This window comes from uncultured Roseibium sp. (assembly GCF_947499295.1).
Lineage (GTDB): Bacteria > Pseudomonadota > Alphaproteobacteria > Rhizobiales > Stappiaceae > Roseibium.
Genome location: NZ_CANMNP010000003.1, coordinates 249,171 through 260,997 on the forward strand (window position 1 = coordinate 249,171; position 11,827 = coordinate 260,997).

The following is an 11,827-nucleotide window of genomic DNA, read 5'->3' on the forward strand; positions in this document are numbered from 1 at the left end:
AACGGTCTGGACAGCTTGGAGATCTGGAAGGGTGGTCTCCGCCGTTTGGCTCGTAAGCTACTTTATCAATCTGGCGGAACAGGCGCGGTCGCCTGAAAACTCGCTCTGGATTTGAACAACGACAGCCAAGCCGCCAGTCGGGGTGTGCCCTTTAGAAGCAGTTCTCCTTCTTCTGCGATCTCAAATAGAGACAGCATTGGGGCGGCATGACAGTCGGCGAGGCTTGGGAGATCACCAAGAAGGAACGGGTCCCCTTCAAAAAGCGTTTCAAGGGCGGCGAGCACGGTGCGGGCCGGACCAAGCGCCGACGCGATTCTGACCTCGTCAGCCGGGGCCCCCTCGCGTGTCTTGACCACCCGTTCTACGTAAATGTCCCAGACCAGCGTCCGATAGGCATAGGCATCCAGGATAGACTGGATCTGCGCCATCCTGGCCCGGAGCTTCGAGGTCGCGGGTTGCAGGGCAGGGCCGCCGAAGGCCTCGTCCACATAGCGCAGGATAGCGGGTGTCTCATAGAGATGAAAATCACCGTGCTTCAACAAGGGGATTTTACCGAACGGGTGCAGTGTCTGATACGCCGACGATGGCCCTTCAGGGGCAAAGATATCGATGGGTGTCAGGTCGTAGGACACGCCCTTTTCCTCAAGTGCCAACCGGGCCGACCGGACATAAACGGAATAGTCTGCCCCTAAGAGTTCAATCATGATGTTCCTCCGCTCAGCCGGTCGAGCCTCAGCCTGTGACGTGGGTCGGTCAGCCGCCAAATACTGCCAAATGTTGCCCCAAGTACGCCGAGGCCAGTTGCTCCTCCCAATAAAAACATAATCAGCAGCTGGTATTTTACTGCTTCCTGCGGATCGACACCCGAAAGGATCTGACCTGTCATCATTCCAGGAAGGGACACAATGCCCGTCGCCGCCATAGCGTTGATGATAGGTGTGAAACCCGACCGAAGGGCCTGCCTGGCGAAAGGGCGTGTCGCTTCCCAGCGGGTGCGACCGAGAAGAAGCTGAGCCTCAACTTCACTCTTGCCTTTGGCCAGCGCTGTATGAAGCGTATCAAGGCCCAGGCTGACGCCTGTCATCGTGTTTCCGAGGATCATGCCGAAAAGGGGGAGCGCATATTGCGGTTGCCAAACAGGGTCAGGACGGATCTGCCCGGCAAGACCGTAAAGCGTAACAAGTGCGCCGGATATCAGCATCGCACCGGCCCCGAGACCTGGGCCCCAAAAACCCTTGAGGCGACGGTCCTGACGAACCCAAATCTCACGCCCTGCAAAGACGCCCATGACAGCCGCCGCCAGCACTGTCCATAACAACGATCCGGCAAAGAAGATCAGCTTCAACACCAGCCCGACCAGGATCAGCTGAACGGTCATGCGCAATGCCGACACGATCAGAGTGCGTGTCAGTCCCAAATTGAGGAGTATGGAAAGGACCGCGTTCAGCAGCAGGAAAACGGAAGCGGCAACAATATCCCAATAGCTTAGAACATGATAAGCGCTCATGAGGCTGCCTCGTGCAGGTCGTGTTCCCGCAATTTTCCGCCTGCCATATGAAAGCAGCTGGCCTTGAGACGGACCGGTTGCTCCGGGTCATGCGTGACAAGCAAGATGGCGCATCCGGTTGCGATCCTTTCTTTAAGGAGCAGTTCCACTTTGGCAACGGACGGCGGGTCCAGAGCCGAAGTTGGTTCGTCAAGCAGAAGGACTTCCGGATCAAGCTGCAAAGCTCTAACGAGAGCAAGGCGCTGACGTTCCCCTGTCGACAATCTGGAAACCTCCCAGCCCGAAGCCTCCTCCAGGCCGACCGCTGCAAGCAGCTCGACAAGGTCCGAGGTGGGCCGAAAATGATCCTCCACGCGTTCCGACCACCAGCCACTTTCCGCTGGTACATAAGATACATTGCGCCGCCAATCGGGTGCAGGGAAGGTATTGCGATCTCTTCCGTTCAGCTTGATTGTGCCGCTGTTTTCATCAAGATCGACAATCGCTCTCAGAAAGAGAGATTTTCCGGCACCGGACGGACCGGAAATGGCGGTACAGCTGCCAACTTCCAACGTGAGGTCGATTGGGCCAATCAGAGATGTCTTCAGCTCGTCAATGATTAGCACCAGATACGTCCTCTCCTGAGTGCTCAGCCTATCCCGGGTGGTGGAGAGGAGCAATCGGACACACTGCGTTTCAACAGACCGGGATGGCGTGCGCGGAGAGATACAAGACTTTAAAATTGGCAGCTTTCGATTGGAGGCAATTCCCGCTGGTGTGAAGGAAAGCTGCTGCTATGCTCCGGCCGAGAAGACCGAACCGCACTTTCAAAAGGCGGTCGTTCGATAAAAACTATATGGTTCAGAGTTGGGCAGTCCATGACATTGGAACATATGACACTTCGCAAATATCTGTTTCAACTGCAGAAGGAACATGGGCTCGATCCGGACCTGATGCTTCTTGTTGAGGATATTGCGACATCGTGCCGGATAATCTCTCACCAAATCCGCAATGGCCCGTTTCTAGACATCCTGGGCGCGACCGAAACGTCAAACATTCAAGGCGAAACTCAGAAACAGCTGGATGTCATTGCAAATGACGTGTTCCTCAGTCACTGCTCGAACTGTCAGCGTGTTGCAGCCCTCGTCTCGGAAGAAATGGACGACGTTGTCTGGCTGAAGGAAGCTCCAAAAGCGGGCGACTATCTGGTTTATTTTGACCCGCTTGACGGCTCATCAAACCTGAATGTGAACTTGTCCGTCGGTTCCATTTTTTCTGTCGTTGAACTTGAGCAGAACATCGAAACGCTGACAAACGATGTGGTTCTGCTGAAGGGTACGAAACAGGTTTTTGCCGGATATTCACTCTACGGCCCCTCCACATCGCTCGTCTTTTCGACCGGCAAGGGTGTTCAGGGCTTCACCCACAAGATGGGAACGGGCGAGTTCCTCTTGACCTTCCCGGATATGTGTCTTCCAGACACGACCGAGGAATTTGCCATCAATGCATCCCGCTGGCGTCATTGGGACGAGACGATCAGGCGATATGTCGAGGAATGTATCAAGGGTGAAAACGGCCCAAGACAAAGGTCATTCAACATGCGGTGGACGGCCTCCATGGTGGCCGAGATCCACAGGATCCTTACACGGGGTGGGGTCTTTCTTTATCCCGTCGACAGGGAAAATGAACACGCAGGCGGTAAGCTCAGGCTCTTGTATGAGGCGAACCCCATGAGTTTCATTGTCGAGCAGGCCGGAGGACGCGCATCCACCGGCAGAGAACGGATCCTGGGTGTTCAGCCTCAGTCACATCATCAGCGCATTGCAGTGATTATGGGCTGCCGAACCGAGGTTGAACTGATCGAAAGATACTACGCGGAACAGGCCTGAGACCTGTCCCAAGCAAATGTTTGAACTGAAGATCGCGGCGGTTGAGACTTCAAGTCAGATGTCATTTGGCCTTATCAAGGCAAAAAGTCTCAAGGTCATCGAGGTTCGACGGGTGGACTATCAATGTGCTTCGCGCCGGGTGCCTGGCGACGGGCCGTGCTTTGTCAAAGCGCCTTCCTGAATATCATCTTGTCGTCGCCCGGCGCCCAGAAATCGCGGATGCGTGCTTCTTCTTCGTAGCCATTTTGGACATAAAATTTCCGGGTCGGTGCAAAGCCCTCGGTGCCTGACGTTTCGACAATCAGGATGCGTTGACTGTTGTCCCTAAGATGACTTTCAGCTGCTCTGACCAGTGCTGTACCAAATCCCTTGCCTTGCAGATCCGGATGAACAGCGAGCGCCAACATGTTCCAGGTTCCCTCTGCCAGTTCTTCCGGTACCACAAAGCAAAAGCCCATGGCTTTTCCATTCGCGTGACATGTGAGCCAGAAGGCTTCTGAGGTTTCCGTCAGTGATGGGTCAAGCATCTCCGGGAGCATTTCGCTCGGAAACAGTCCGGTCTGGTCCAGTATCAATTGCAGTGCCGGAATGTCGTCTTTTGTGGTCGGACTGATCGTTGGTTTTGTCATGGCGTGTGATCTCTGGCGAATGGTGTTCTGAAAATCTTTGGGGAACAGTTTCTGCGCCGGGATGCACGGCTTGAATGCTTGCGCTTTGATAACCCGAAGGGATCAAAATTTTCAAAAATTTTCTTTGCAATGTAATGTTATAACAGATACGCATTGTGGCATCCGTCAGTCATGTTTTATTCTGGAGTCGATTTTGCCAAAGCGGAAAAACAAACTTGCAATTGCTGCCCTCTTGGGCGTGGGTTCCATCGCAGCAATGGCTGTTGCAACACCTGCTCAAACAGCGCTTGCAGCTGAAAAAAACATGCGGATTGCCGTGCCTTTCGGCCCAAAGAGCACCGTGCCGGATCCCAGAGCCCGTCAAAACGGATGGCTCAGCAATCGGGCCGGCGTTTCTGAAACGCTGATTGGCCTGGCACATGACATGACCATGCAGCCAAGGCTTGCCGAGAGCTTCGAAAACGTTTCCCCGACAGAGTGGAAACTGACGCTTCGGACCGACGTAAAATTTCACGATGGCACGCCCATGACAGCGAGCGATGTCAAATCCTCGTTTGAAAAAATGGATGCGGAAGGTCATCCGGGCCATAACCCTCGCTTGTCAAAGCTGCTTGGCCTGGAGACCATTACGGTGGAAAATGCGAACACATTGGTGTTCAAGACCAAGTCTCCAAATTCCGCATTCCTGTGGTCGCTCACCGAGCCTTCAGCCGCGGTGATGAAAGAGGGCACCGATGAATTGCCCTTGATTGGCACAGGACCCTTCGTTTTTGTTTCTGCCGAAACGGAAAAGTCCTATCAGACTAGGAAGTTTGCAGACTATTGGGGCGGAGAGCCAAAGCTCGATGCAATTGTCATGGACGCTCTTTCTGATCCGTCCGTTGCAGCACTTGCCCTGCAAGCCGGTGACGTGGATCTGGTAACCAACTACCCTGAGCCGGATTTTGCCAATTTGAAGGAGAAAGGGGAGGGCCAGCTATTTTCCAACCCGACCACCCGGCTGTTCTTCTTTCAGGTCCGGACCTCCGATGGTCCTCTTTCCAATGAGGCCCTTCGCAAGGCAATTTCCCTTGGTCTTGATCGTGAAACGATTGTTGCAGCCTCGCTGAGCGGTGTCGGCGGAGAAGTGGCCAACAGCATTTTTCCCGCGTCCATGGCATCCTGGGCAAACACCGACCTTTCACTGACCTACGACCCAGAAGCAGCTGCCGCCCTTTTGGACAAGGCTGGGATCAAGGACACGAACGGCGATGGAAACCGTGAGTTGGAAGGCGTTGAAATTTCCTTGAAAATTCGTTCCTATGAGGGGCGGGCTGCCCTGCGCCCGACGTTGGAAATTGCCCAGGCCCTGTTGCAACAGATCGGGATCAAGTCCGAGATTTCCATGGCTGAATATGACGCCAATAATGAAGCGCTCAAGGCGGGTGACATTCAAATGCACCTTCAAGCCTGGGGGACAGCACCGCTCGGCGATCCAAACTACTTCCCAAGTACGCTTGTTGAGTCAGGAGTTGGATACAATTTTTCCGGCTACTCCAATTCAGAGCTTGATGAGCTTCTCAAAAAGGGCCGGGAGAGCTTCGACGACGAGGTGCGCAAAGGGTACTACGACCGCATTCAGGAAATCATCAACGAAGACCTGCCGTTGATCCCGGTGTTTCATAAAACTCAGGTTTCGGTCGGAAACGGCAAAGTGGAAGGATATAAGATCCACCCCGCCGAGACTTACCTCGTGACACCGGATCTCACACTTGCAGACTGAAGCTAAAAGCCTTCTGAATGTGCAGAACCTGTCGGCCCGCATCGGCCGGCAGGTGGTGCTTGATGATGTGAGTTTCGATGTCGACAAGGGCGAATGCGTTGCAATCGTAGGAGGTTCGGGCGCAGGCAAATCGACACTTCTACGCAGTCTGATGGGGCTGCGACGCCCGGCAGAACCTGTTGGCGGGCTTCTGACGTTTGATGGGGTAAAGAGGGAATTCGGGTCCCCAGGCCGCACCGGAAAGCCAAAGGGCATTGCCTATGTTCCACAGAACCCGGACCATGGTTTTGATCCGCTCAAACGCCTCGAGTGGCAATGGCGACAAACCGCCCGAGCCGTTACCGGAAGCAAGGATTTTTCCACCTCGCAACAGGTGCTCCTGAAAGAGCTGGGGCTTGGTTCCTTCCATGGCCGGTTTCCTCATCAATGGAGCCGTGGCATGCAGCAACGTCTTCTGGTGGGAATGGCACTGCTCGGCGAACCGAATTTGCTGATCCTCGATGAGCCTACTTCGGCATTGGATCCATTGATTGCAGCCCAGGTTCTGCGCTCAGTCATGGCTTATGCTCACAAGCATGATGTTGCGCTTTTGATTGTTACGCATGACCTGGCGTTGGCAGCGCAACATGCCAACCGTACAGCGATCATGACTTCTGGCCAGGTCGTGGAATTCGGTGAAACTCGAGCATTGCTGCGTGAACCAGAAACAACGTATGGGCAATTGCTGGTAAATCATCGCAACTGGAACTTTTCCGCACACCAGAAAGCGACAAATTCCGTCGCCGCCGAATAACTTAGTCAAATGCTTCGTGTCGAAAAACTGCAATTACGACTGCACGGTAAACCGATTTTGGAGGAAGTCTCCTTTGATCTGCCGCGTGGAAAAACACTTTGTATTGTTGGCGAGAGCGGCTCGGGAAAGAGCAGTCTTCTGCGTGCAGTGAACGGACTGATGCCCGCAACATTCGACAGTCTTACTTTCCGACCGAAAAATGGTCGCCCCATTTCACTTAAGGAATATTGGAAGGGACGTGCGGGATTGCCCGGCAGCCGGTGGGTGATGCAGGATCCGCTTTCGGCCCTTAATCCCAAGTTGGCGCTTGGTGTCTCGATCGGGGAAAGCGTTTTTGCTCAAAAGCTGAAGTCCCTGGAACTCAAGGCAGCCATATCGGCGGCACTTGCCGATGTTGAATTACCTGCGGAAATGGCAAAGCGACGTCCGGCTCAGGTTTCCATGGGTCAGGCGCAGCGGGCCTGTCTCGCGCGCGCGCTCATTGCGCGCCCGGACCTGGTTTTTTTCGATGAGCCGCTGAGCGCGCTTGATGCCATCGTACAAAAGCAGATCGCGGCGACAATGAGGCGGATACAGACACGGTTTGACATGACATTTGTGATCGTGACCCACGATCTCGGCTTCGCTGCTGCCTATGCTGATCAGATGCTTGTTTTGCGCGGTGGCAAGGTCGAGGCCAATCAGTCTGCTGAGATGTTTTTCCAGGCTCCCGAAAGCGACTATTGCCGTGAGCTGATCGCGGCTGCCCGTGAATTGGGAGGTTTGCCGGAAACCGTTGTGCAAGTGTCTGGATCGAAGGCCGCAATACCATGCTGAATACCAGGTCGAAGGTGGTCGCCTTCATTCTTGCGCTGGGCCGTCGTCTTACGGGGCTGCTCTGTGTTCTGTTTGGCGTCAGCCTCATCACTTTTACCATGACGTATTTTGCGCCCGGTGATAAAGCCTCAGCGATTGCAAATGCACGCTACCCGGATGTGCAAGGGTTTCCGCCAGAAATTTTGGATGGAATTCGCGAAGAATTCTCGCTGAACGAGCCTTTTTTTGTTCAGTTCTTTCAATGGCTTTATCGTTTTGTACAAGGGGACTTCGGGAACTCCTTTGCTTCAAATACGCCGGTGTGGGACATATTTGTCGCCAATGCCGCTGAAACATTTTCGTTGACGGCGACAGCGCTTGTCCTCGGGCTGGTCTTGGCATTCGCTTTGAGTTCCATCGCGGTCTGGCGGCCCGGTAGCCTGTTCGACAGAGCGTCTGTTGCTCTGGCTTCAGTCGGCGCGGCGATGCCGAACTATTGGCTTGGGCTGTTACTGATCTTGCTGTTTGCCGCGCAACTGAATTGGCTTCCAGCCTACGGAACCGGGTCGCCATCGCATTTGGTGCTGCCGGCTCTCACGCTTGCGTTTTGGATCACGGCGTCACAAACGCGGCTTCTACGTGCGTTTTTTCTCGAAGCAAAGGCAGCTCCATACATTGAAACGCTTCGTCTGCGCGGCGTGAGCGAAACTGAAATCTTCTGGCGGCATATCTTTCGGCACGCGGCGGTTCCAGCGCTCACCATGATCGGTCTGGATATTGCCAGCCTCCTTGAGGGAGCTGTCATCGTCGAGCTGACATTTGCGCGCGGCGGCATTGGATCGCTCCTGGCGGGGTCCGTTTTGTCACGCGACTACCCTATGGTTCTGTTCCTGGTGCTGTTTTCGGCGGTGGTCTACGTCTTCATCAACTCAATGATTGAATTCCTTCAAGAAATTATGGACCCGCGAAATTCCGTCTGGTCTCATCAACAGGCTGTTCCTTCCGGTGAGGCACGATCATGACGGTGCAGGCGGATGTAGGTTTTCTGGAAGCGCCGGACGCTCAAAGGTCGAAACAGGAACTGGATCTGAAACGGTTCCTCGTCCAGCTTGGACTTTCACTTCTGATCTTTCTGGTTGCTGTTGCCGCATGCTTCTTGTTGTCGCCTTACGCTCCAAACGAGCCGAACTTTCTGGAAAGGTTGTCTCCACCGTCCGCAAGCCATTGGCTTGGCACTGATCAGCTTGGAAGAGATGTTGCCGCAAGACTGCTTTATGGTGGTGTCTGGTCGATTGGATTGGCGTTTCTCGTCACTATTGTCGGCGCGATTGCGGGAACCGCAATCGGTCTTGCCGCAGGTCATTTCGGACGGGCTGCCGATGTGACACTGATGCGGGTCACCGATAGTTTTTTTGCCTTTCCGGAATTGATAGCAGCGGTGACGATCGCTGGTGTTCTGGGACCAAGCACCACCAATATGGTGTTGGCGCTGATTTTGGTCGGTTGGATGAAGTTCGCGCGGCTTGTGCGCAGTCTCAGTGTTGATCTGGCGCACCGAGACTTCGTTGTGCAGGCCAGGCTGAACGGATTGCCTTCGTACCGAATTTTATGGCGTCATATCTTGCCGAATATCGCGCCAAGCCTGCTGGTGCTTTGGACCAATGCATGGTCCAGAACCATTCTGTCCATTTCCGGACTGAGTTTTCTGGGATTTGGGGTTCAGTCGCCGAATGCGGAATGGGGTGCAATGTTGCTGGATGGCAAGGCTTATATGCAAACGGCACCTCATTTGATGATCTTTCCGGGACTTGCGATCCTTATCGCCGTCCTTTCCATCAATTTGACCGGAGATCGGTTGCGCGACCTCCTGGGCAGCAACGGGGCCGCGGCGGGCTGACCATGACCATGGATTTCAAAGGAATTGGCCTGCGGGTTGGAGCAACCGTGTTTTTCACGATTATGGTGCTCTTCATCAAATGGCTTTCTGACGCTGTTCCGGTCGGTCAGGTCGTTTTTTATCGCAGCGCATTCGCGTTGATCCCTTTGGTCCTGTTTTTGATGTGGACACGGGAATTCCCGTCCGGCCTGAAAACCAAGCGTCCGGGAAGCCATGTCGCACGTTGTGTTCTGGGCTGTCTTGCCATGTTCGCAAGCTTTGCCAGTTTGAAATATCTGCCATTGTCCCATGCTTCGATCATCGGTTATCTGGCGCCTGTCCTTGCGGTTGTGCTGGCAGCCATTTTCCTTCGCGAAGTTGTCAGCAGTGTACGCTGGTTTGGCGTTCTGTCCGGCTTTGTTGGAGTGCTTGTCCTTGTTCTTCCAACGGCTTCTGCTGCCGATATGGACAACGCTTATCTGATCGGTGTCGGCCTTGCCCTCGCAATGGCGGTGCTGACAGCTGGCGCAAAGGTTCAAATCAGAAGTCTGGCGTTGACTGAAAACGCAGGCGCGATCGCATTCTATTTTGCGCTGACGTGCACTATTGCCGGTCTCGCAACCTTGCCTCTGGGGTGGATAACTCCGAGCTGGAATCAGCTTGGGCTTTTGGTTTGTACAGGGTTTGCGGGTGGTATTGCGCACATCATGATGACCCTCAGCTATCAATATAGCGAGGTTTCCAAACTGGCCGCATTTGAATACCTTTCGCTTGTTTTTGCGGTCATTGCGGATGTCCTGTTCTTCGACATCCTGCCTGTTCCGGCATTTTACGGTGCTGCAGCTCTGATCGTTGTCGCAACGCTCGTGGTCGCCCTGAAAGATGGACGCCAAAAACTTGCGTCCTCAACCGGTTGAGGTGGAAGGTCTTATTCTACCAAGTCGACACGACATAGATCTCCGTTGGCTAGCGGATCATCTTTCTAGGACGTGTTTGGATTGCCTGCATCAAACAGTCAGGGCACCCTATCCAGATAAGTTCATCAACAGGTATGGGCAGCACTCGACCGGCGCTAACGAGGCAAGTCAAATCCCAGTAAACTTCCAGAACTTGCTAACCTGTTCAAACTTAGCATCTCCGGATTCATGGAAAAGCGCTTCGTTTCCTATTGCTTTCAGCACTTCCCCTCCAAGAAGTCCGCCAGCGGTCCCTGCAATTGCAACTCCAGCAAGCCCCACCCAGCCGACTGGTGTTCCAACGGCCACCGCAAACAGAGCGCCTGCTGCAATGCCACCAATTATAGAGCCCCCTGTCTCCGTTACGACAGCCGTTTTTTGCTGACTTGTTTGCGCCTCTCGTAGACGGGTTGTAGCGCTCGCTAGCTGTAAACCAATAAGTAAACCTCCCCCAATCTTGACCCTTGAAACAGTGTTGTTCAGCCGAGAGATTCCATTTGTCATTGACTGTGTTGCGCCTTTTCCGGAAGTGCTGAAGCGCAATATTTCTCGAGATGATTTTACCTTGTCGAGCGGGTTCTTTGAAAATGCATGTGTTCTAAACCCACCTAGATTTTTGTCCATCGCGTTTAATATTTTGATCCGACGGTGGTCGTAGGCACCTTTGGAAATGCTGTGCTGTCTATAGTCTGAGTAAAGGCGATTTAGTTCATCAACGTTTTTTACTGCACCTGACGCAGCCCGTTGGAAGGAACCATAAATACCGCCTGCCGCGTCAAGGCTTGGTGCCGCGGATGGCGTGTTCGCAAGGCCAGATAGTATACTTCTTGTAATGCCATTCGTCCGCGAAAGCTCTCCGACTACTTCCTGCGTACAGCGATTTTGAATAGACGTGAACGCAGGTATAGCCCGTCGGTCGCCAACGATATTGGGCAGCGCGATCAGCTGGCCAGGATAGATTTTGTTTATGTCTCGAATGTGCGGATTGTTTGAAGTAACCGCGTCAACTATTCCCTGCTTGTCGTTAAGAAATGTGCCATGCCCATAGTGCTCGCGAACAATTTTAAACAACTCGTCGCCATGTTGAACTTCGTGAATTGTTGCGTTGTCCAATTCGTGTGAATTATTGTGCATTGTTTTCCTTGAAGATCGGCCAATATAATTAAATTCAAATCTCAGCTATTTCTCGAAATAGTAACGCGTCGGCTGCTATTTTTGTCAATAGTGGGTTGTATATATTGAAAGTACTTAGTTGTATTGGCCCAAGTACAAATACAGTCTTCACGCTAGTTGAGAGAGACCCGTTACAGCTTCTTCAACTCAGATTGACCTTCCTGGAACTCCCGCTTGCAGCGCTGTTAGGTGCGCACAGTTGACGGGCCCGATGCGGTCACGGCCGAAGGCGGCTGCCCTCGACTTAAGAGAAGTGACCGGTCTTGAAGTAGTGTGTTTATTCCAGATCAGCGCTTGTGAACCTGTCGATTTCGAAGGCAAGACACGCTATTCATTCATGGAAATGCAAAGATGCATAAATCCGTCATGGATCTGATGCTGCAATTGCCGTTTCACTTGTGATGTATATTGAGTTTCTAACGAGTCATAACCAGTTTCATATTATGATTGATATTCATCTCATATGAT

12 protein-coding genes are annotated in these 11,827 nt (G+C 53.2%); 7 read left to right on the top strand and 5 right to left on the bottom strand.

The features are described 5' to 3' along the window. Positions 1-65: 65 nt before the first annotated feature. Genes Q0835_RS07670 through Q0835_RS07680 form a run of 3 tightly spaced genes read right to left on the bottom strand, consistent with a single transcriptional unit; the run spans position 66 to position 2,112 of the window. Positions 66-704 carry a glutathione S-transferase family protein gene (locus tag Q0835_RS07670; protein WP_298959897.1) on the bottom strand — a complete coding sequence of 213 codons (639 nt, stop codon included), beginning with the start codon at positions 702-704 and terminating at the stop codon, positions 66-68. Continuing rightward, complete coding sequence (locus tag Q0835_RS07675; protein WP_298959899.1) at positions 701-1,507, bottom strand: ABC transporter permease; 807 nt, start codon at positions 1,505-1,507, stop codon at positions 701-703. Before Q0835_RS07675 ends, Q0835_RS07670 begins: the two co-directional genes overlap by 4 nt. Next, positions 1,504-2,112: an ATP-binding cassette domain-containing protein gene (locus Q0835_RS07680; RefSeq protein WP_298959902.1), complete on the bottom strand. Its 609-nt coding sequence runs from the start codon at positions 2,110-2,112 to the stop codon at positions 1,504-1,506. Before Q0835_RS07680 ends, Q0835_RS07675 begins: the two co-directional genes overlap by 4 nt. A gap of 252 nt (positions 2,113-2,364) precedes the next feature. Between Q0835_RS07680 and Q0835_RS07685 the strand changes: the two genes are divergently transcribed. Next, positions 2,365-3,375, top strand: coding sequence for a class 1 fructose-bisphosphatase (locus tag Q0835_RS07685; protein ID WP_298959905.1), 1,011 nt, complete (start codon positions 2,365-2,367; stop codon positions 3,373-3,375). A 164-nt stretch (positions 3,376-3,539) separates the two neighbouring features. Here Q0835_RS07685 and Q0835_RS07690 read toward each other — a convergent pair whose 3' ends face one another. Beyond that, the gene (locus tag Q0835_RS07690) at positions 3,540-4,004 is read right to left on the bottom strand and encodes a GNAT family N-acetyltransferase (RefSeq protein WP_298959908.1); all 465 of its coding nucleotides are present in this window, start codon (positions 4,002-4,004) and stop codon (positions 3,540-3,542) included. 193 nt (positions 4,005-4,197) lie between these two features. On the opposite strand from Q0835_RS07690, the gene Q0835_RS07695 reads away from it, so the two are divergent. Genes Q0835_RS07695 through Q0835_RS07720 form a run of 6 tightly spaced genes read left to right on the top strand, consistent with a single transcriptional unit; the run spans position 4,198 to position 10,147 of the window. Further along, positions 4,198-5,766, top strand: coding sequence for an ABC transporter substrate-binding protein (locus Q0835_RS07695; RefSeq protein ID WP_298959911.1), 1,569 nt, complete (start codon positions 4,198-4,200; stop codon positions 5,764-5,766). Continuing rightward, positions 5,756-6,559, top strand: coding sequence for an ATP-binding cassette domain-containing protein (locus Q0835_RS07700; protein ID WP_298959913.1), 804 nt, complete (start codon positions 5,756-5,758; stop codon positions 6,557-6,559). The genes Q0835_RS07695 and Q0835_RS07700 overlap by 11 nt, the downstream gene beginning before the upstream one ends. 9 nt (positions 6,560-6,568) lie before the next feature. After that, positions 6,569-7,375, top strand: coding sequence for a dipeptide/oligopeptide/nickel ABC transporter ATP-binding protein (locus tag Q0835_RS07705; RefSeq protein WP_298959916.1), 807 nt, complete (start codon positions 6,569-6,571; stop codon positions 7,373-7,375). Further along, positions 7,369-8,376 (top strand): ABC transporter permease, encoded by a 1,008-nt coding sequence (locus Q0835_RS07710; RefSeq protein ID WP_298959919.1) that lies wholly within the window; start codon positions 7,369-7,371, stop codon positions 8,374-8,376. The genes Q0835_RS07705 and Q0835_RS07710 overlap by 7 nt, the downstream gene beginning before the upstream one ends. Further along, positions 8,373-9,251 carry an ABC transporter permease subunit gene (locus Q0835_RS07715; protein WP_298959922.1) on the top strand — a complete coding sequence of 293 codons (879 nt, stop codon included), beginning with the start codon at positions 8,373-8,375 and terminating at the stop codon, positions 9,249-9,251. Before Q0835_RS07710 ends, Q0835_RS07715 begins: the two co-directional genes overlap by 4 nt. A 2-nt stretch (positions 9,252-9,253) precedes the next feature. Continuing rightward, complete coding sequence (locus Q0835_RS07720) at positions 9,254-10,147, top strand: DMT family transporter (RefSeq protein WP_298959925.1); 894 nt, start codon at positions 9,254-9,256, stop codon at positions 10,145-10,147. A 168-nt stretch (positions 10,148-10,315) separates the two neighbouring features. Here the strand turns inward: Q0835_RS07720 and Q0835_RS07725 are convergent, their stop codons facing one another. Continuing rightward, the gene (locus Q0835_RS07725) at positions 10,316-11,320 is read right to left on the bottom strand and encodes a hypothetical protein (protein ID WP_298959928.1); all 1,005 of its coding nucleotides are present in this window, start codon (positions 11,318-11,320) and stop codon (positions 10,316-10,318) included. Positions 11,321-11,827 lie beyond the last annotated feature (507 nt).

Bases quoted from the DNA above. Each gene is read 5' to 3' on its own strand.
- Q0835_RS07715 (WP_298959922.1), top strand. From the start codon at position 8,373: ATGACGGTGCAGGCGGATGTAGGTTTTCTGGAAGCGCCGGACGCTCAA.
- Q0835_RS07720 (WP_298959925.1), top strand. From the start codon at position 9,254: ATGACCATGGATTTCAAAGGAATTGGCCTGCGGGTTGGAGCAACCGTG.
- Q0835_RS07670 (WP_298959897.1), bottom strand. From the start codon at position 704: ATGATTGAACTCTTAGGGGCAGACTATTCCGTTTATGTCCGGTCGGCC.
- Q0835_RS07710 (WP_298959919.1), top strand. From the start codon at position 7,369: ATGCTGAATACCAGGTCGAAGGTGGTCGCCTTCATTCTTGCGCTGGGC.
- Q0835_RS07675 (WP_298959899.1), bottom strand. From the start codon at position 1,507: ATGAGCGCTTATCATGTTCTAAGCTATTGGGATATTGTTGCCGCTTCC.
- Q0835_RS07685 (WP_298959905.1), top strand. From the start codon at position 2,365: ATGACATTGGAACATATGACACTTCGCAAATATCTGTTTCAACTGCAG.
- Q0835_RS07690 (WP_298959908.1), bottom strand. From the start codon at position 4,004: ATGACAAAACCAACGATCAGTCCGACCACAAAAGACGACATTCCGGCA.
- Q0835_RS07725 (WP_298959928.1), bottom strand. From the start codon at position 11,320: ATGCACAATAATTCACACGAATTGGACAACGCAACAATTCACGAAGTT.
- Q0835_RS07705 (WP_298959916.1), top strand. From the start codon at position 6,569: ATGCTTCGTGTCGAAAAACTGCAATTACGACTGCACGGTAAACCGATT.